Origin of the sequence: Micromonospora sp. NPDC005171 (genome assembly GCF_040608575.1) — a bacterium.
Classification (GTDB): domain Bacteria; phylum Actinomycetota; class Actinomycetes; order Mycobacteriales; family Micromonosporaceae; genus Micromonospora.
Window position 1 is genome coordinate 59,326 of record NZ_JBEXIM010000022.1, and the last position, 18,244, is coordinate 77,569.

The 18,244-nt window shown below is 68.3% G+C and carries 17 protein-coding genes, 2 pseudogenes and 1 riboswitch; of the genes and pseudogenes, 5 read left to right on the plus strand and 14 right to left on the minus strand.

The window, feature by feature from the left end; translation table 11 throughout:
* Positions 1-2: 2 nt before the first annotated feature.
* The 4 genes and pseudogenes from ABZU74_RS23065 to ABZU74_RS23080 all read right to left on the minus strand — a co-directional run.
* The gene (locus tag ABZU74_RS23065) at positions 3-1,163 is read right to left on the minus strand and encodes a PTS mannitol transporter subunit IICB (protein WP_355427370.1); all 1,161 of its coding nucleotides are present in this window, start codon (positions 1,161-1,163) and stop codon (positions 3-5) included.
* A gap of 60 nt (positions 1,164-1,223) precedes the next feature.
* Complete coding sequence (gene pfkB, locus ABZU74_RS23070) at positions 1,224-2,132, minus strand: 1-phosphofructokinase (protein WP_355427461.1); 909 nt, start codon at positions 2,130-2,132, stop codon at positions 1,224-1,226.
* Positions 2,133-2,145: 13 nt separating this feature from the next.
* Positions 2,146-2,907, minus strand: coding sequence for a DeoR/GlpR family DNA-binding transcription regulator (locus tag ABZU74_RS23075; RefSeq protein WP_355427372.1), 762 nt, complete (start codon positions 2,905-2,907; stop codon positions 2,146-2,148).
* A 265-nt stretch (positions 2,908-3,172) separates the two neighbouring features.
* Positions 3,173-3,385: pseudogene (locus ABZU74_RS23080) on the minus strand (leucine zipper domain-containing protein); the annotation flags it as partial.
* Positions 3,386-3,841: 456 nt separating this feature from the next.
* Here ABZU74_RS23080 and ABZU74_RS23085 point away from each other — a divergent pair.
* Both ABZU74_RS23085 and ABZU74_RS23090 read left to right on the plus strand, forming a co-directional pair.
* Positions 3,842-4,330 (plus strand): hypothetical protein, encoded by a 489-nt coding sequence (locus tag ABZU74_RS23085; RefSeq protein ID WP_355427375.1) that lies wholly within the window; start codon positions 3,842-3,844, stop codon positions 4,328-4,330.
* A 291-nt stretch (positions 4,331-4,621) separates the two neighbouring features.
* Entirely contained in the window at positions 4,622-5,155 is a 534-nt protein-coding gene (locus ABZU74_RS23090; RefSeq protein ID WP_355427378.1) for a GNAT family N-acetyltransferase, read from the plus strand.
* 180 nt (positions 5,156-5,335) lie between these two features.
* Here the strand turns inward: ABZU74_RS23090 and rpsN are convergent, their stop codons facing one another.
* From rpsN to rpmB, 3 genes are read right to left on the minus strand one after another with little or no spacing between them, the layout of a single operon-like run.
* Positions 5,336-5,641 (minus strand): 30S ribosomal protein S14, encoded by a 306-nt coding sequence (gene rpsN / locus ABZU74_RS23095; protein WP_355427381.1) that lies wholly within the window; start codon positions 5,639-5,641, stop codon positions 5,336-5,338.
* Entirely contained in the window at positions 5,641-5,808 is a 168-nt protein-coding gene (gene rpmG / locus ABZU74_RS23100; RefSeq protein ID WP_355427384.1) for a 50S ribosomal protein L33, read from the minus strand. The genes rpsN and rpmG overlap by 1 nt, the downstream gene beginning before the upstream one ends.
* Positions 5,808-6,044: a 50S ribosomal protein L28 gene (gene rpmB, locus ABZU74_RS23105; RefSeq protein ID WP_355427386.1), complete on the minus strand. Its 237-nt coding sequence runs from the start codon at positions 6,042-6,044 to the stop codon at positions 5,808-5,810. Before rpmB ends, rpmG begins: the two co-directional genes overlap by 1 nt.
* A gap of 197 nt (positions 6,045-6,241) precedes the next feature.
* Between rpmB and ABZU74_RS23110 the strand changes: the two genes are divergently transcribed.
* Together ABZU74_RS23110 and ABZU74_RS23115 are read left to right on the plus strand one after the other, a co-directional pair.
* Positions 6,242-7,543 (plus strand): GTP-binding protein, encoded by a 1,302-nt coding sequence (locus ABZU74_RS23110; RefSeq protein WP_355427389.1) that lies wholly within the window; start codon positions 6,242-6,244, stop codon positions 7,541-7,543.
* The gene (locus tag ABZU74_RS23115; RefSeq protein WP_355427392.1) at positions 7,540-7,800 is read left to right on the plus strand and encodes a type B 50S ribosomal protein L31; all 261 of its coding nucleotides are present in this window, start codon (positions 7,540-7,542) and stop codon (positions 7,798-7,800) included. The genes ABZU74_RS23110 and ABZU74_RS23115 overlap by 4 nt, the downstream gene beginning before the upstream one ends.
* Positions 7,801-8,269: 469 nt before the next feature.
* Here the strand turns inward: ABZU74_RS23115 and ABZU74_RS23120 are convergent, their stop codons facing one another.
* The 4 genes from ABZU74_RS23120 to metH all read right to left on the minus strand — a co-directional run bounded on the left by ABZU74_RS23120 (position 8,270) and on the right by metH (position 14,576).
* Positions 8,270-9,502, minus strand: coding sequence for a GTP-binding protein (locus ABZU74_RS23120; protein WP_355427395.1), 1,233 nt, complete (start codon positions 9,500-9,502; stop codon positions 8,270-8,272).
* Positions 9,499-9,678: a 50S ribosomal protein L32 gene (gene rpmF, locus ABZU74_RS23125; RefSeq protein WP_355427398.1), complete on the minus strand. Its 180-nt coding sequence runs from the start codon at positions 9,676-9,678 to the stop codon at positions 9,499-9,501. Before rpmF ends, ABZU74_RS23120 begins: the two co-directional genes overlap by 4 nt.
* 547 nt (positions 9,679-10,225) lie before the next feature.
* Entirely contained in the window at positions 10,226-10,639 is a 414-nt protein-coding gene (locus ABZU74_RS23130) for a transcriptional repressor (protein WP_355427401.1), read from the minus strand.
* Positions 10,640-10,961: 322 nt separating this feature from the next.
* Positions 10,962-14,576 carry a methionine synthase gene (gene metH, locus ABZU74_RS23135; protein ID WP_355427464.1) on the minus strand — a complete coding sequence of 1,205 codons (3,615 nt, stop codon included), beginning with the start codon at positions 14,574-14,576 and terminating at the stop codon, positions 10,962-10,964.
* A gap of 499 nt (positions 14,577-15,075) precedes the next feature.
* A riboswitch (cobalamin riboswitch) is annotated at positions 15,076-15,276 on the plus strand.
* A 29-nt stretch (positions 15,277-15,305) separates the two neighbouring features.
* Here metH and bluB point away from each other — a divergent pair.
* The gene (bluB, locus tag ABZU74_RS23140; protein ID WP_355427404.1) at positions 15,306-15,935 is read left to right on the plus strand and encodes a 5,6-dimethylbenzimidazole synthase; all 630 of its coding nucleotides are present in this window, start codon (positions 15,306-15,308) and stop codon (positions 15,933-15,935) included.
* Positions 15,936-16,069: 134 nt separating this feature from the next.
* Here the strand turns inward: bluB and ABZU74_RS23145 are convergent.
* From ABZU74_RS23145 to ABZU74_RS23155, 3 genes and pseudogenes are all read right to left on the minus strand, one after another.
* A pseudogene (locus tag ABZU74_RS23145) lies at positions 16,070-16,354 on the minus strand (helix-turn-helix domain-containing protein); the annotation flags it as partial.
* Between the two features lie 39 nt (positions 16,355-16,393).
* The gene (locus tag ABZU74_RS23150; RefSeq protein ID WP_355427406.1) at positions 16,394-17,539 is read right to left on the minus strand and encodes a hypothetical protein; all 1,146 of its coding nucleotides are present in this window, start codon (positions 17,537-17,539) and stop codon (positions 16,394-16,396) included.
* Positions 17,536-18,108, minus strand: coding sequence for a sigma-70 family RNA polymerase sigma factor (locus tag ABZU74_RS23155; RefSeq protein WP_355427409.1), 573 nt, complete (start codon positions 18,106-18,108; stop codon positions 17,536-17,538). Before ABZU74_RS23155 ends, ABZU74_RS23150 begins: the two co-directional genes overlap by 4 nt.
* Positions 18,109-18,244: the final 136 nt, after the last annotated feature.

Genomic DNA, 18,244 nt, shown 5'->3' on the forward strand with positions numbered 1-18,244 from the left:
GTTCAGACCTCCTGCTTCGCCGACTTGTCGAGGGTCTCGTCAGGGTCAACAGCCCCTTCCTGCTCTGGGCGGACAGCCCTCTCCTCGTCAGGGCCGACGGCGTCCGCGACGGGCTCGCCGCGTCCGAAGCCGAGCAGGGCCGAGGCGACCGCGAAGGTGACGGCGGCGGCGATCACGACGCCGAGAATGACGCCGAAGTGGCCGCCCTTGGGGGTGACCGCGAGGTAGGCGAAGATGCTGCCCGGCGAGGGGGTGGCGACCAGGCCCGCGCCGGTGATCACGAAGGTGCCGACGCCGGCCGCGCCCCCGGCGATCATGGCGAGGATCAGCTTCGGCTTCATCAGCACGTACGGGAAGTAGATCTCGTGGATGCCGCCGAGGAACTGCACGATGATCGCTGCAGGGGCGCTGGGGCGCAGCGCGCGGGGGCCGAAGACCATGAAGGCGAGCAGCAGACCGAGGCCGGGGCCGGGGTTCGACTCGATCATGAACAGGATCGACTTGCCCTTGTCGGCCGCCTCGGCGATGCCGAGCGGGCCGAACACGCCGTGGTTGATGGCGTTGTTGAGGAAGAGCACCTTGGCGGGTTCGACGAGCACCGAGGTCAGCGGCAGCAGGTCCTTGCCGACGAGCCAGTCGACGCCCGAGCCGGCCTGCTTGGTGAGCCACTCGACCACCGGTCCGATGCCGTAGACACCACCGATGGCCATCGCGGCGCCGATGATGCCGGCGCTGAAGTTGTCGACCAGCATCTCGAAGCCGGGACGGATCTTGTTTTCGATCAGGCCGTCGAAGAGCTTGAGGACATAGGCCGTGAGCGGCCCAATGATCATCGCGCCGAGGATCATCGGCACATCCGCGCCGACGACGAGGCCCATGGTCGCCACCGCGCCCACGACGGCACCGCGCTGGCCGTGGACCAGCCGGCCGCCGGTGTAGCCGATGAGCACCGGTAGCAGGATGCTGATCATCGGGCCGACCAGTTCGGCCAGGGTCGCGTTGGGGATCCAGCCGGTCGGGATGAACAGTGCGGTGATCAGGCCCCAGGCGATGAACGCGCCGATGTTGGGCATGACCATCGCGGCCAGGTAGCCGCCGAGGCGTTGCACTGTGGCTCTGAGGCCCTGGCCCTTTACCTCTGGTGTGTAGGAAGAGGAGGTCACGGGGGTATCTCCTTCATCGAGGGGCGGTCCAGACGGCCGCGGGGGAAGAAGCTCGTCCGGCTAGGGGTGGATGGTGACGTCGTGGCGGAACAGGTCCGCGGGGCCGGGCATCCGGCTGCCGGGCAGGCTCACCGCGGCGGCGCCCCAGGCCAGGCCCTCAGCGAGGGCGGCGGCACCCCGCGCGCCCGCGGCGAGGAACCCGGCGAGCAGCGCATCGCCGGCACCGACGGTGCTGCGGGGCCGGGCCACCGGACACGTGCCGGCGCGGACCCCTTCGGCGTTGACCAGGACAGCGCCGTCAGCGCCGAGGCTGGCCAGGACGGTGTCGGCTCCCAACGCCCGCAGGCACTGAGCAGCATCGACCACATCGTCGAGGTCCGTCAGCGGGGTGCCGACCACTTCGGCCAGTTCGTCGCGGTTGGGCTTGAGCAGGGTCGCCCCGGCCAGGGCGGCCTCGCGCAGGGCAGGACCGCTGGTGTCGACGGCGACCCTGACGCTGGCGGCGCGCAGCTTCCGGCACAACTGAGCGTAAGCGTCGGCGGGCAGACCGGGCGGGACGCTGCCGCACAGCACGACCCAGTCGGCATCGCCGGCGTGGGCGAGCACACCGTCGATCACCTTGTCGAACTCGGCGCGGCACATGGCCGGGCCAGGCTCGTTGATCTTGGTGACCGTGCCGTCGGGCTCGGCCAGGGTGATGTTGGAACGGGTCCTTCCCGAGATCGACACGGCGAGGACCTCCACACCCTCTGCCTTGAGCAGGCGGATGAGCTGGCTGCCCTCGTCACCGCCGGACGGCAACACTGCTACCGACGGCACCCCGTTGGCCAGCAGGGCACGGGATACGTTGACGCCCTTGCCGCCGGGGTCAAGGTGGGCCGTGGCAGCCCGGATGACCTCGCCCCGGGTGAGCGAGTCGACCTCCACGGCCCGGTCGAGGCTGGGGTTGAGGGTGACGGTGACGATCATGCCCGGCCCGCTCTCATGCGCGTACCACCCGAACGCCCGCGGACTCGAGGTCACCGACCAGGTCGACGTCGGCACGGCTGTCGGTGATGAGCAGGTCGAGGTCGGCCAGTTCAGCGAACCGGGCCAGATAGTCGTTGCCGAGCTTGGTGTGATCGGCGACCAGCACCGTGCGGCGGGCCGCACGGACCATCGCCCGCTTCACGGCCGCCTCAGCTGGGTCCGGGGTGGTCAGCCCACGCTCGACCGAGATGCCGTTGGTCCCAATGAACGCGACGTCGACGTAGAGGTCCGCCAACGGCGACAGCGCCCAGTCATCGACGGTCGCGAGAGTCTTCCCGCGGACCCGTCCACCCAACAGCAGGACGTTGAGGTTGGCATAGGTACCGAGGGTCGTGGCGATGACCGGCGAGTTGACCACGACGGTCAACTCTCGGTCGACCGGCAGCAGCTGGGCCAGCCGGGCGGTGGTGGTGCCGGCGTCGAGAATGATCGCGCCCTCCTCGGGCACCTCGCTCAAGGCGAGCTTGGCGATGCGCTCCTTCTCCTCGATGAGCACCGCGTCACGCGCCGCCAGCGCGGGCTCGAACCCGAGCCGCTCGACCGGGATCGCTCCACCATGGACCCGGCGCAGCACTCCGGCACGCTCCAGGATGGTGAGATCGCGCCGGATGGTCTCCGAGGTCACGTTGAGCTGGTCGGCCAGGCCAGCCACCTCGACCCGGCCCACGTCCCGGGCGATGCGAAGGATTTCCCGCTGTCGTTCTTCGGCGTACATGCTGTTGTTTCACCGCCGTTTCGTTTTGCTTGTGCTTTGTTTACGCCCGGTTATAGGAGAAGTCAAGAGATGGGCCACAGGAAGCCACACATGAGATGTCACGTCCACAGGTACAGCGCCGCGGTCGTGAGGACAGGCCGCCGGGCACGCGGTGACGAGGGCTCTCACGCCTACCGGACTGGCGACCAGGGCGCAGTCCTTGACCCCACGCCCGACCAGCCGCTCACGTCGCCAAGAGCCAACGTGAAGGCCACCCAACCGATCTGTGGTGTGGTCGGCTGGAGCGGTCTCTCATGCCCGCAGCGCCTTCGACGCGGTAGCGCTCGGCCCAGCGTTTCGCGGTAGTCGGGCTGACCTGGAACCGTTCCGCGACCCGGCGCAGCGGCCACTCGTCGTCGACGACGCAGCGGGCCAGGCGCAGTCTGCCGCGTTGGGTCAGGGGTGCATTAGCGTGGGTGACGAGGACCTCCCGGGTGATGCGGAACCTTCGACAAGCTCCACCTCACCCGGAGGTCCTCACCCATTTCAAGATCTACGCCCTGTCACCAACGTCCATGGGCAGAACACCTAGCCGCGTTGGGAGCTACGACGTGCGACCACTTCGGACCCCACTGGGAGGTCACGCCGCACCGCTCGACCTCATCACCGCAGGTCAGAGTCCTCGTCCCTGTCCGACGCCGGTGAGCACTTCGGGCGTGGTGAACGCTTCGCCAACCTGCACCCAGGTGCAAGACCGAGCCAACTAACGGGTCCTCCGCAGTGACCTGTGCACACTCCCCGGCCGGGCGACATATCGCGCCGTCGACTGCTGTGCAGGACTGCGGAGCACTCCGCGGGAAACAGGACGCCGCACCGTCGGCCCAATAACTGGTCCCACCCGTTCGACCGGGGCTGGTAGCGTGCGCCGATCATGAAGATCATGGGGGAAACATCGATGAACCGAACTGGACTCGTCCTGACTGGCCTGGCCCTTGCGGCGGCGATCGCGGTGTCCGGCTGCGATCCGCAGCCCGAATCTGAGGGCACAGCAACCTCGCCGTCCCCGGCGGCCTCGAGCGTCGCCCCGACCAGCGGTGCGGCCACCACCGCGACCAGCACCGCGGCCAACGACGCGGCCACAGTGAAGGCCTGCGCCGACATCAAGAAGGACATCAAGGACAACGCGGCTAAGGTCACCAAGGCCGAGAAGATCGGCCCGCCAGCCGGGCACTTCGCGGTCAGTGCCCAGTGGGCCGCCGGCTCGGTCGCGATCCTGGCGCACTCGATCGGTGTCAACGAGGCAGTCACCGCCGCCTCCGAAAAAATCCAGAACGAGATGATGGGCCTGAGCGACGCGTACAACAAGTCCGCCGACGCCAAGCCCAGCAAGAAGGCCCTGGAAGCCGCCATCAAGGAGCTGGACACCGCCTGCTCGGCCGCCTGACCGGGTTCGACCACGCAATCGGCGGTGACCCTCACCCGGACGGTCACCGCCGATTCGCATGTCCGTGCGGCCTGCGGCACCTGGGTCAGCGGCCTCTGAGCAACCCACGGTCAGCCTGCGCGACGCCCAGCACCTACCGCGAAGAGCAACGCGATGTTCCCGGCAAGCCGCACATCCCACCTCCAACTTGAGGTTGATCTTGGACCGGTCTCACCAGTTGCACCCTTTCATCGCCTTAGCTGTAGACGACTCCAGCTTTGGACGCACTGGTCGACGTGGGAGGCTGCCTGGGTGCCCTGGCAAGCTGCGACTCCACCTCGCCCGCCGTCGATCCCGGTCGGCCTGGTACCGGTCGACCGCTCGCACCGGGCGGTGCTAGGCAATCTTGGTCAGCTGTATCGACATGACCTGTCAGAGGCCTACGGTCATCTCCCCAACGACGATGGCACGTTCAACGATCGACCGCTCGACCGGTTCCTCGCCGGCGTCGACCCGCAGCGCCACGCCTGGTTGATCACTGCGGCCGGCCGGACAGCCGGCTTTGTGATGACGACCCCGACCGAGGGCGGTGGTATGTCCATCGCCAGCTTCTTCGTTGTCCGTGCGCTGCGCCGCACTGGCGTCGGTCGCGCCGCTGCCGTTCAAATCATCTCCCTGTTCCCAGGCAGGTGGCGAATCGGCTTCCAGCGTTACAACCCCGGCGTCGAAGCGTTCTGGTCGAAGGTCGCGACCCAAGTTCGCGGGAGCGCATGGGAAATCCACGACGGGCCTACTCCCGAGACACGGCCCCCCGATACCTTCATCAGCTTCACCACCTCCGGGTAGTCCAGGTCGCCTCAGCACACGAGGGGCTACGCCCGGCCACACATGGGTCCGCACTCGAGAACCTCAGGCAGCTAGCAATACTCGAATCCTCGGATCAGATACACGAATCTCGGCATGAACGATCGCCTTCTTAAATCCCCCTTTCAGCGCCGCGTATCTGCGCGGTGGTATGTGGTGACGTCACCAGGACGCTTTGCGCACGCCGGGTAGCTCGCCACGCAGCGCCAGCTCGCGGAAGCGCAACCGGGACAACCCGAACCGGGTCAGCACCCCGCGCGGGCGCCCGTCGATCTGATCGCGCGAGCGCAGCCGGACCGGGCTGGAATCCCGCGGCAGCCGGCTGAGCCGGCGCACCGCCTCGGCGCGTACCCCCGGGCTGGTATCCGGATGGGTGACCAGCCGCTTCAGCTCCGCCCGCCCCTCGGCGTGCCGGGCTACCAGTTCCTCGCGGCGGGCCTGCCGATTGACCAGGCTTTTCTTGGCCATCAGCGGGCCTCTCGGAACTCGACGTGCCGGCGGACGACCGGGTCGTACTTACGCAGGACCAGCCGGTCCGGGTCGTTGCGGCGGTTTTTCCGGGTGACGTACGTGTAACCGGTGTCGGCGGTGCTGCGCAGGCGCACGATCGGGCGCACATCGGTCTGACGGGCCATCAGAGCTTCACCCCCCGGGCACGCAGCTCGGCGACGACCTTCTCGATGCCCTTGCGGTCCACGGTCTTCAGCGCCTTCGTCGTCAGCTTGAGGCTGACCCATCGCCGTTGCGACGGCAGCCAGTAGCGGTGGTTCTGCAAATTCGGGTTCCACCGGCGGCGGGTGCGCCGGTGGGAGTGGGACACGGCGTTGCCGAAGCTCGGCTTCGCGCCGGTGACGTCACAACGTCGGGACACAGTGAACGCTCCTTCGCTCAGGTTGACGATAACGACAACCGTTTTCAGTTCTACATCATCCGTTCGGCCAGACCCACTCCGGGTCGTCGCCAACGACCTCAGTCGGGTCCGTCGCGCCCCTCGGGCCGCCATTCGCCTCGCCAGCTCTCGTGTGCTTAGAATGACAATCGTTTTCAGTAAGCGTCGAGAGGAGTGCGATGTCGTCGTCACCACAGGCCCCGACCCACGTCGTGACAACGGACGCGGATACCCGCCCCTCGTTGACGGTGCTGTCCGGGTTCTGGCCAGCGGCGACCTTCGCCGTCGCCCGGGCGCTGCTCGCCGCCGACGAGTCGCTGCTGCTGGTGCGCCACGACCTCACCGGGATCCGCGACGGCGTCGTGCGCCGGGTGGTGCGCTCCAGCGCAGGCATCATCGAGGACGAGCAGGTCGACCTGAGGCACGGCTGCATCTCGTGCACCCTGCGCGAAGACGTGCTGCCCACTCTCGTCCGACTCGCCCGCAACCATCGCGGTCGAGACCTGGTGCTGATGCTGCCCGAAGTGGTGGAACCGGAGGCGGTCGCCGCCGCCTGCGCACACTGCCTCGTCGACGGCGCACCGATCACCGCGCTCATCCGCGTCGACTCCTACGTCACCGTCCTCGACGCCGAACACCTGCTCGACGGCCTCGCCAGCACCGACGACCTCACCGCACTCGGCATCCAGGCCGCCGAGGACGACGACCGCGCGCTCGCCGACGTCGTGGTCCGCCAGATCGAGTACGCCGACACCCTGCTGCTGTGGGGGCAGTCCCGAGAAGGAGCCTTCGACACCAGCCGGTTGTCGGTCCTGCTGCAGCGGATGGCGCCGTGGGCGGTGCACATCCGCGTCGACGGCGACCTCGTCGACGCCAGCACGCTGACCCGCCAGCTGCGCCACACCCATCGGCACCGGCCGGAGACCCCCGGGCTGCTCGCCCGCGGCCTGCAGGGCTACACGCTGGGCACACACGAGCCAGAATCCGACTGCGGTGTGGTCTCCGCCGTCTTCCGCGCCCGCCGCCCGTTCCACCCGCAACGCCTGCACGACGTCCTGGAGCAGGTCAACGCCGAGATGATCCGCTCCCGGGGTCACCTCTGGTTGGCCAGCCAACCTGACACCGTGGTGGCCTGGGAGTTCGCCGGCGGCGGTCTGGCCCTCGGCTCGCTCGGACACTGGCTGGTGAGCCTGCCCGAGGACCGCTGGGAACACGTCGAAGACCAACGCCGCCTCGCCGCCGCCCTGGAGTGGGACCCCTACTACGGCGACCGCCACCAGCACCTGGTCTTCATCGGCCTCGACGTCGACCCCGTCGAACTGCACCGCACGCTCGCCCGCTGCCTGCTCACCGACGCCGAACTCGCCGACGGCGAAGGAGCCTGGCGCACCTGTCACGACCCGTTCGCCGGCTGCTTCCCCCTTCACACGGAGGATCTGGCCGACACCGACACCGACACCGAAGGAGCGCAACCCGAATGAAGCCCGGCATCCACCCGGACTACCGACCCGTCATCTACCGCGACAAGAGCGCCGACTTCGCCTTCCTCACCCGCTCCACCGCCACCAGCGACCAACGCATCGATTGGACCGACGGCAACATTTACCCCGTCATCGACGTCCAGATCTCCTCCGCCAGTCACCCCTTCTGGACCGGCAAGCAACGCCTACTCGACACCGCAGGCCGAGTCGAGAAGTACCGCCAGAAGTACGCCCGCCGCGGACCGCGGAGCACGTAACCATCGGGGTGCCGGTCGGCTGGACCGACCGGCACCGCAGCTGGTGGGGGCCCGCCCGGCACGACCGGGTTTGGCACCTGACAGTCGCCCGCGAGCTGGTTGCCCCGGGGACCGGCTCGCGGTTGACCGTCAGCGGCGGAAGGCCCTCGCCATCACCCCGGTCGCGCCGCTGCGCTGACATCCCCGCCCAGACAGCCCTGCGGGAGACGCTCGGCGCTCGAACACCTCGACCTTCATGTTCGAGCGCCCACCGCTGGTCATCAACAACCCCCTCGTTCTTAGAGAACGCCAAGCCTGGGGTGGTACCGCCACCACCGTCGAGCGCCCGCTGGGGCACGTGTCCGCGTGCTGTCTCGTCGCCGACGTGACCGGCGGCCAGGAGGCGCTGCGGCCGGTTTCGCAGGGGTAACCTGGCTCCCGATTCCGCCCTACCAGGTGACATCGTCCGAGGTCGGGTTGGTTGACTTGGTCAGACCTGAACCGGGTCGACATGGTCGTGTTCGTGCAGGTCACCCAGGTCCCAGGTGGGGAACGGGTCGGACAACGCCCGCCAGGCATCCTCTCCGGCGGCGATCTCGGTGTCGGTGAGCAGGCAGGCGTTCAGGGCGGCTCGCAGGCCCTGACCGTCCAGGTCGATACCGATGAGGACGAGTTCCTGCTGCCTGTCCCCGAAGACCGGATGCCAGCGAGACTCCAGCTCGATCCGCTCGTCGGGATCCTCGGGCCACTCGCCGGAGACCACGACGGGCACGCCGACCGGATCGCACCGGCCCGAAGGGCCGGCCTGCGACCACAGTGCCTGCACGTCCGGGCGGCTGGCCAGCCACAGGAATCCCTTCGACCGCACCACACCGAACACCTCCAGCCCGCCGGCCAGCAGGTCCCACAGTCGCTGCGGGTGCATAGGCCGATGGTCGCGGAAAACGATGCTGGAGATGCCGTACTCCTCGGTTTCCGGCACGTGTCCGCCGTTGAGCTCGGCGACCCAGCCGGGTGCCGTCTCGGCCCGCTCCAGGTCGAACCGGCCCGTGTGCAGGACCTCTGCCGGGGCCACCCGGCCGTGCACGGCACGGACCTGTCGGGCGGCCGGATTCAGGCGGGTCAGCAGTGCCTCGACCACCGCCAGATCCTCTGGGGCGACCATGTCGGTCTTGTTGACCACCAGGACGTCGGAGAACTCGATCTGGTCGACGAGCAGGTCGGAGATGCTCCGGTCGTCTCCCTGGTACGCGGCCAGCCCACGCGCCTCGAGGGTCTCCCCCGCTTCGATGTGGGCCAGCAGGCCCGCCGCGTCGACCACCGTCACGGTGGTGTCCAGCCGAGCCAGGTCATCGAGGATCTGCTCGTCCTCCACGCCGAAGGCGAACGTCGCGGCCACCGGCATCGGCTCGGAGATGCCGCTGGACTCGATCAGCAGGTAGTCGAAGCTGCCCCGCCGGGCCAACCGGGTCACCTCGTCGAGCAGATCGTCGCGCAAGGTGCAGCAGATACAGCCGTTGGTCAGCTCGACCAGCCGCTCCTCCGTCCGCGACAATGCCCCGCCGTCACGCACCAACGCGGCGTCAATGTTGATCTCGCTCATGTCGTTGACGATCACCGCCACCCGCAGCCCGTCACGGTTGGCCAGCACGTGGTTGAGCAGGCTGGTCTTGCCCGCACCGAGAAACCCGGACAGCACTGTCACCGGTAGCCGGCCCGTCACGGCTGATCCACTACCTGGCGTCCCTTGTACAGGCCGCAGTGCGCACAGGCACGGTGCGGCACCGCCATCTCCTTACGCGGACACGGGCAGGGCGTCAACTGCGGCACACTTGCCTTCCACTGTGCGCGACGGTGGCGGGTGTTGGACCGGGACATCTTGCGCTTGGGCACGGCCATGAAGGGTCTCCTCACAAGGGGGGTCGCCTAGATGCTAATGGTTCCCATTTTCGACTAGGAGCGCGGGTGCCTGAGGGCTCACCCATGATCTTCTGGCTGGACACGCCGGCCCGAGACCCGGTGGACCGGCTAGAGGCGGCGGGGTCGCACCCGACGTAAACAGGGCCACCGATCGGGCAGCACAACTGTTGCTGACTGCACCCAGGCACGCCGTGCGGACACCGAAGACCGCGAGGCAACCGGGGTTACCACCCTCCGCTGCGGACTCGCCTGACGGGTGAGCGGCCTCATGAGCGGGGTAGGCGCGAGAGCGCGTGACGTTGGCGCAAGGGCTCTGGCCGGTCAGGTTAAAGCTGGCCGGGCGCCAGGATGGGGCGCAGCGCCGGCCAAATCCGCCTTGACAGAAGTACTCCTCCTGCGACGGATATCGACGATGATAACGAGTTACAGGGAAGGCGAGAGGGGTGCGCCATCGTCGAGGCGCTCGGCCCTCATAAGACCGACCAGGGCCGGACCCTTCCTGACTCTCCGCTCTGACCTCGATCGCTCAGCGAACGCATTCGGCACACGTACCGAAGATTTCCAAGGTGTGGCCGACGTCGACGAACCCGTGCTGGGCGGCAACCTGGTCGGCCCACCGTTCCACGGCCGGACCGGCCACCTCGACCGTGCGCCCGCAGTCTCGGCAGACCAGGTGGTGGTGTTTGCTCTGGCTGCACCGGCGGAAGAGTTGTTCGCCGCCCGGCAGTCGAGTCGAATCGATCTCACCGGCATCCACCAGCAGCTGCAACGTCCGATAGACGGTGGTCAGGCCGACGCCCGCCTTGCGCGCCAGCAGCATCTGGTGCAGTTGCTGCGCCGAGTGGAAGCCCTCCACCTCGCGCAACAGCGCCAGCACCTCTGCCCGCTGCCGGGTATTCCGGGTCACATTCGGCATCGCCTGGTTCACCCTGGCCGCCATCCTCCCGTTATTTCGGGCGCCGCCGGCCTACCGCCTCCGACACATCGCCTCGCTGCCCGTCGGACCATTATGCGTCGTCGCGCATGTACGCCACCGCACCATCTCCCGACCCCACCTCTTTGCCCTTGCGGGGGCAGTGCGGATCAGCCCGTGGCGGGAGGAGCGCGACCCACCGGGTGCGGTAATGAAAACCGAACGAGACGGATGTCCACCCGTCGACTTTCAGGATCGGGCGTCCTCGTGTCGGTGGCGTGACTACGTTGACAACCTGATCAAGTCGACCTGATCACGGCGGGACGCTTCCTCCTAGCCGGTACACCAGTCAGGACGGTTCATAGGCCAGATTGGGTCGCAGCCACCGCTCGACGTCGGCGACGCTGGTGGCGCGGCGGGCGGCGTAGTCTTCGATCTGGTCCCTGCCGATGCGGCCCACTGTGAAGTATTTCGCCGCCGGGTTGGCGAAGATCAGTCCACTGACGCTGGCTGCCGGCGTCATCGCGAAGGACTCCGTCAGGCCGATGCCCAGCTCGGCGGCCTTCAGCAGGTCGAACAGTTCCCGCTTCTCGCTGTGGTCCGGGCTGGCGGGATAGCCGAGCGCCGGTCGGATGCCCCGGAAGCGTTCGGCGTGCAGGTCGGCGAGGTCCGGCATGGCATCTGGTTCGAACCAGTCGCGGCGGGCCTTCAGGTGGATGTACTCGGCGAAGGCTTCGGCGAGCCTGTCGGCCAGCGCCTTGACCATGATCGCGCGGTAGTCGTCGTGCTGAGCCTCGTAGTGCGCGGCCAAGGCGTCGGCGCCGTGGATGGTCACGGCGAAGCCACCCAGGTGGTCACCGTCGGGGGCCACGTAGTCGGCCAGGCAGCGGTTGTCGCGGCCGGCCGGTTTGACCGTCTGCTGGCGTAGCATCGGCAGGCGCATCCCGTCGCCGAGGACGATGTCGTCGCCCTCGGAGTGCGCGGGCCAGAAGCCGTAGACGCCTCGGGCCTGGAAGGAGTCGTCCTTCGTGATCTTGTCCAACAGGGTGTTGGCGTCGTCGTAGAGCTCGCGGGCGACCGGCTGATCCAAGATCGCCGGGAACTTGCCCTTGAGTTCCCAGGCCAGAAAAAGGAACTGCCAGTCGATCATCTCGCGCAGCTCGGGAAGGGTGGGCTGGACCGTCCGCCGGCCGGTGAAGTCCGGGGTCGGCAGGTCGCTGAAGTCGACCTTCTCGCGATTGGCGCGAGCCTCAGCCAAGCCGAGCATCGGCTGGGAGCGCCGGTTGGCATGCGCCTCGCGCAACTGCTCCTGCTCGACGCGGTTGGCGCGGTCCAGCTCGCGCGCCCGGCCATCGTCGAGTAGGTCGGACACCACGCCGACGACCCGGGACGCGTCGAGCACGTGCACGGTTGTGCCGTCGTACGAGGGGGCGATGCGGACGGCGGTGTGTTGACGCGATGTCGTGGCCCCGCCGATCAGCAGGGGCACCTTGAGGCCGCGGCGCTGCATCTCGGCGCCGACGGTGACCATCTCGTCGAGCGATGGCGTGATCAGGCCGGACAGACCGATGGCGTCAGCGCCCTCGGCGACGGCCGTGTCCAGAATCCGGCCAGCCGGAACCATCACGCCCAGGTCGATGACCTCGTAGCTGTTGCAGCCCAGGACCACGCCGACGATGTTCTTGCCGATGTCGTGCACATCGCCCTTCACCGTCGCCAGCACGACCTTGCCCTGCCCGCGGCCCGGGTCGATCCGGCCCTCCAGGCGGGCCTGCTCCTTCTCGGCTTCCATGAACGGTTCGAGGTAGGCGACCGAGCGCTTCATCACCCGGGCGCTCTTGACCACCTGCGGCAGGAACATCTTGCCGGCGCCGAACAGGTCACCGACGATCTTCATTCCGTTCATCAGCGGACCCTCGATGACATCGAGGGGTCGGACGAGGCCCTGCCGGGCCTCCTCCGTGTCCTGTTCGATGAAGTCGACGATGCCGTGGACCAGCGCGTACGACAGCCGCTCGGTCACCGGCGCCTCGCGCCAGGCCAGGTCAACCGCACGCTTCGTGCCGGAACCGGTAACGGTCGACGCGAAGGTGACCAGGCGGTCGGTGGCGTCCGGGCGCCGGTCGAAGATCACGTCCTCGACGAGTTCGAGGAGGTCGGCGGGGATATCGGCGTACACGGCGAGCTGGCCGGCGTTGACGATGCCCATGTCCAGCCCGGCGCGGACAGCGTGCAACAGGAACGCGGAGTGCATGGCTTCGCGAACCACGTCGTTGCCGCGGAAGGAGAATGACAGGTTGGAGATGCCGCCGCTGGTGCGGGCACCCGGGCAGCGCGCCTTGATCAGCGGGAGGGAGTCGATGAACGCCTTCGCGTATCCGTTGTGCTCGGCGATGCCGGTGGCGACCGCGAGGACGTTCGGGTCGAAGATGATGTCCTCCGGCGCGAACCCGGCCTGCTCGACGAGCAGATCGTAGGCCCGGCCGCAGATCGACACCTTGCGTTCGGTGGTGTCGGCCTGGCCGCGTTCGTCGAAGGCCATCACCACCACGCCGGCGCCGTAATCGCGGATCCGGCGGGCCTGAGCCAGGAATGACTCCGTGCCCTCCTTGAGGCTGATCGAGTTGACCACGCCCTTGCCCTGCACGCACTTGAGGCCGGCTTCGAGGACCGTCCACTTCGAGCTATCGATCATCACTGGGATCCGGGCGACCTCCGGCTCGGTGGCGATGAGGTTGAGGAAGGTCGTCATGGCACGCTCGCTGTCGAGCAGGTCCGCGTCCATGTTGACGTCGAGCAGGTTGGCACCGCCGCGGACCTGCTCCAGGGCCACGTCGACCGCGCCCTGATAGTTGTCCGACTCGATGAGCCGGCGGAACTTGGCCGAGCCGGTGACATTGGTGCGCTCACCGATCATCACGAATCCGGTGTCGGGTCCGATCGCGAACGGCTCCAACCCACTGAACCGGGTGGTTTCCGGCAGGGCGGCAACCGTCCGTGGCGGTGTGCCGGCCACGGCGGCGACGATCCGGGCGATGTGGTCCGGTGAGGTGCCGCAGCAGCCGCCGGCGATGTTGAGCAAGCCGGACGCGGCAAACTCGCCGAGCAGGCCGGCGGTCTCCTCCGGCGTCTGGTCGTAGCCGCCGAAAGCGTTCGGCAGACCGGCGTTGGGGTGACACGCCACGTAGGTTCCGGCGATCTTGGAAAGCTCCTCGACATGCGGGCGCATCTCGGCCGCGCCCAGCGAGCAGTTCACGCCGACGACCAGCGGATCGGCCCGCTCTATCGAGCGCCAGAAAGCCTCCACGGTCTGCCCCGACAGGGTCCGGCCGCTGAGGTCGACAATGGTCACGGAGATCCACAACGGCAGCTGCGGCGCGACCTCACGGGCCGCGGCGATTGCGGCCTTCGCGTTCAACGTGTCGAAGATCGTCTCGATCAAAAGCAGGTCGACACCGCCCTCGGCCAGGGCCGAGATCTGCTCCGCGTACGCCGCGCGCACTCCGTCGAAGTCGACGGCGCGATACGCCGGGTCGTCGACCCGCGGCGACAGCGACAGCGTCACGTTCAGCGGCCCGACCGAGCCGGCCACGAACCGGCCACCGAACTCGTCCGCCGCCTGCCGGGCCAGCCGCGCACCCTGAACGTTCATCTCACGAACCAGTGACTGGAGCCCGTAGTCGGCCTGGCCGATGCTCGTCGCCGTGAAAGTATTGGTGGTGGTGATGTCGGCGCCGGCGGCCAGATACCGCCGGTGTACGTCCAGAATGACGTCTGGCCGGGTGAGGTTGAGCAGGTCGGGATCACCGCTGACGTCCTGCGGATGGTCGACGATCAGGTCGCCTCGATAGTCTGCGGCGGTGAGCTGCGCGCCCTGCAACATCGTTCCCCAGGCGCCGTCCAACACCAGAACACGCTGGGACATCAGCTGCCGCAGCGACGATGCATTGTCTCTCTGGCTCAATGACGCGCTCAAGCGGCCACCTCCGAAGCTCGGAGGCGCCCTTGTTGAAGAAATGAGGGCCGAGCGTGGCGGGCTCCGCCCGTCGCAGCGCCTCTCGACCGACAGGCAGATGCTACCCGATCCGTTTGCCTGGACGCCCCCGTGCGGCGTCGGCGTCTGGCTGCTGCGATCACGCGGCAAGCCCGATCGTGACGAGCACCGCCCTTCACGGGCGATGTAGCGGCGGGGCCACATCGCCGTACGAAACGACGACGCGGCGTTATCCGCTCAGTAGGAGGTCCGAACTCGGCGCCGTCCCGCCGGCGCGGATCACTTCTGAGCTGCGGGGTTGGAGAAGTCGGTATGACGGTGGCGCGTCCTCCGCAGTCGCCGAGCCGAAGCATCCGACTGGACGGAGGACGCGCAGGCAAAGTTCACTCCGACCGGCAACGGCGTAGCGGTATGCCGAATATTCATGGCGAGGTTCGTCCCATGTTCGTCGGGACCGTTAAGGTCTGCGGTGGCACAAACGTTGCGAGGTGCCCTGCGCGAGTGGGGAGAATCGGGAAGCCGGTGTGAGTCCGGCACGGGCCCGCCGCGGTGACCGGGGAGCTGCCGCCCACGCGTACCAGACGCAGCCACTGACCCTGCGGGGTTGGGAAGGCGGGTGACCAGCGTAGATCCGGGAGTCCGAAGACCGGCCTCGCGTCATCGACCCCGTCAGGGGCACGAGCGCAGCGGGAGCCTGCCTTGAACACCGGACTCTACGAGACCATCCACCGCCGCCGGGACGTACGTGCCCAGTTCACCGGGGCGCCGATCCCCGACGAGACGTTGAACCGGGTCCTCACGGCGGCGCACGCCGCGCCGAGCGTCGGCCTCTCCCAGCCCTGGGACTTCATCCTGGTCCGCGATCCCGAGCTGCGGCAGGAGTTCCACCGGCACGTGCAGCGGGAACGGGACACCTTCGCGGCCACTCTCGAGAGTGCGGCGGCGGAACGCTTCAACCGGATCAAAATCGATGGCGTACGTGAGTCGACGATGTCAGTCGTAGTCACGTACGACCCCGAGCGGGGCGGACCGGCCGTGCTCGGCCGTCACGCGATCGCCGACGCCGGCCTCTACTCGGTCTGTCTGGCGATCCAGAACCTGTGGCTGGCCGCAACCGCCGAGCAACTCGGGGTCGGCTGGGTCTCGTTCTACCGGGAGCCGTTCCTACGCGACCTGCTCGGCATCCCGGCCACCGTCCGCCCGGTGGCGTGGCTCTGCCTCGGCCCGGTCACCCATCTGGAGCAGACGCCGGACCTGGAGCGGCACGGCTGGCGCCAGCGACGCCCGGCGTCATCGGTGATCCACCACGATCGTTGGACGACGGAGTGACCGAGTGGTTCTGACGGCGCTCCCGCGCCAGCCACCCCGCGTGCATTTTCGAGGCCTGCATGTCGAGGCGCCTGCCGATCTGGACGGGGCCGAGGCGCTGCTTGACGCGCAAGTGCACGACCTTGCCGACCAGGGGCTGCGGTGTCCGCGTCGGGCTGTGGTGCGGGCGTGACGATCCGGTCCCGCATACCGTCAGCGCCCTGCTCGCGGTAGCGATCTGTCCAGCGTTTCGCGGTCCGCCCGGAGCCGTCATAACACCGTGCCGCCTGAGCGACGGGCCAGCCCTCGTCCAAGACCAGACGCGCCACGCGCAGACGTGCGCGTAAGGGAGCAGCATGACTGTGCCGTGCGAACAACAGAAGGACGGTACGGGCCGCCTCGAGGCGGCCCGTACCGTTACCGAACGCCGGGCGCGTCACGCCCGTCTGCCGGAATGCTGGTGCGTGAGAGTTCCCTGCCTACAGGTCGGCCTTCGCCACGCGGGAGGATTCGTAGTTCGTGGAGGCCTGGGGCAGGCCCGGCACGGTGGAGACGTTCTTGACCAGCATGCCGGTCTTGGCGTCGATGGTCAGCACCTCGCTGCCCTGGCCGCCGAACACCTCGGGGCCGGCGGTGATCGTCAGCGTGGCCTTGCCGTGGGTGGTCGAGTTCTTGACGCTGACCGCGGAGATGGTGGACAGCAGACGCAGCACACCGGCCCGGACCTGCGTGTTGCCGTCGCCAGCGGACAGCGCTTGGGTGCTGTACGTCCACAGGGCGTTGTCGAAGTGCCGCTGAACGGCCTGGGGGCTGTACGGCTTTGGCTCGGCGTTGCCGCCCTTCTGCTTGATGATCACCTGGGCGTCCGCCTGCTGCTTGTCCCACACCGCCTTCTGCGCTGCGGGGTCGAGGCCCACCAGCGGATCCTTGGCTGCCTTGAGCATCTGGGTCCGGCCGTCGGCCGGGCTGCTCTCCGCCGCGGCGACGGCTGCCTTGAGGAGCGGAGCGTAGCCGCCGTCCGTCATCTGGTCCTGATGACGCGTGATCGCACGCTTGATGTCCTTCACGCTGTTGCCCGTATAGATCGCGTGACCGTCGGTGTACAGCGTGTAGACGACCTGCATGGTCTTGGTGCCGTGGACCTGCGTCGCCTTCACCAGCCACGCGTCGCCCGCCGACGGGGTGACCGTCTTGATGGACCCGGCCAGGGTCATCAGCGGCGCGCGCTCGGCGGACCCGTCGACGGTGGTCGAGCCCGAGGTGGCGGCCGACGAATCCTTGCCGGCGTCCGTGACCCCGGTTGCCGACGAGTTCAGCACCACAGCGACGACTGCCGCCGCTGCGGTAACCGCCACCCCGGCGCCGATACCCCATCGGCCGGCGATACCGATCCGGCGGCGGCGCTGAATCGCCGGGCTGGATTCGCGGTCCCGCGTGGTTGTCGTCGTTTCCATGGTTGAAGTCGCCTCCATAGTCGTGTCCTCCGCTGATATCGCGCCCAGCAGCCGCACGGTTCCGGGGTCGGTCATAGCCGCCCGCAGCACCGCCCGCGCCCGCTGATACGCCTCCGGGCGTAGTGGTTCTGCGCTGCCCAACGCACCGACCAGATCGAGCTCGTCGGTCATCGGTGTCTCTCCTTCGCGCTGTTGCGGTCCTTCAGAAGCGCGGACACCCCCGGCGCGTCGCGCAATGCCGTCCTGGCCTGGCTCAGCAGCCGCCGCGCGGTGCCGGCCGGTATGCCGAGTGCCCGCGCGGCGTCGGCTGCGGTCAGGTCCTCCCAGGCGACGAGCCTCAGGACCTCCCGCTCTTCGGGTTTGAGCCGCATCAGGGCCGACCGGAGCACCGCCCGGGCGTCCACGCCGAGGTCCACCGCCGACCACGGATCCCATCCAGTAGCCACGTCCGGCACGTCCGCGACCAGGTCCTCGGCCGGCCGGGACCGCCAGTAGCGCCGCAGGCGATTCAATGCCACCCCGTACAGCCACGGCCGCGCATCGTTGTACGACCGGTCGTACGATCGCCGCGACTCGAACGCCGCAACCCAAACCTCGCCCAGGAGGTCCTCAGCCGCATCCCGCCCCGCCCGGCGAACGAGGTACGAACCCACGGCGGCCTCATGACGCTCGACCACCTCCACGAAGGCGTCGACATCGCCATCCAGCGACCGGCCTATCAAATCCGCATCCGAAGCCATGGCCCTCCTCGGCAAAGTCCGCGCTTCACCCTGACATTGCCGATCAGGCGGGAAAGTGTTCAGGCGCCGAGGTCCGAGGGCGAGCGGTGTTGTCGCCGCACCTGGCCCGCCTCTTCGTTGATGGCATTCGGCCGTC

Coding starts and splice junctions, on each gene's coding strand:
- ABZU74_RS23085 (WP_355427375.1), top strand. CDS start 3,842: ATGAACCGAACTGGACTCGTCCTGACTGGCCTGGCCCTTGCGGCGGCG.
- rpmF (WP_355427398.1), bottom strand. CDS start 9,678: ATGGCCGTGCCCAAGCGCAAGATGTCCCGGTCCAACACCCGCCACCGT.
- rpsN (WP_355427381.1), bottom strand. CDS start 5,641: ATGGCCAAGAAAAGCCTGGTCAATCGGCAGGCCCGCCGCGAGGAACTG.
- rpmG (WP_355427384.1), bottom strand. CDS start 5,808: ATGGCCCGTCAGACCGATGTGCGCCCGATCGTGCGCCTGCGCAGCACC.
- ABZU74_RS23115 (WP_355427392.1), top strand. CDS start 7,540: ATGAAGCCCGGCATCCACCCGGACTACCGACCCGTCATCTACCGCGAC.
- ABZU74_RS23130 (WP_355427401.1), bottom strand. CDS start 10,639: ATGGCGGCCAGGGTGAACCAGGCGATGCCGAATGTGACCCGGAATACC.
- ABZU74_RS23110 (WP_355427389.1), top strand. CDS start 6,242: ATGTCGTCGTCACCACAGGCCCCGACCCACGTCGTGACAACGGACGCG.
- ABZU74_RS23150 (WP_355427406.1), bottom strand. CDS start 17,539: ATGACCGACGAGCTCGATCTGGTCGGTGCGTTGGGCAGCGCAGAACCA.
- pfkB (WP_355427461.1), bottom strand. CDS start 2,132: ATGATCGTCACCGTCACCCTCAACCCCAGCCTCGACCGGGCCGTGGAG.
- ABZU74_RS23075 (WP_355427372.1), bottom strand. CDS start 2,907: ATGTACGCCGAAGAACGACAGCGGGAAATCCTTCGCATCGCCCGGGAC.
- ABZU74_RS23155 (WP_355427409.1), bottom strand. CDS start 18,108: ATGGCTTCGGATGCGGATTTGATAGGCCGGTCGCTGGATGGCGATGTC.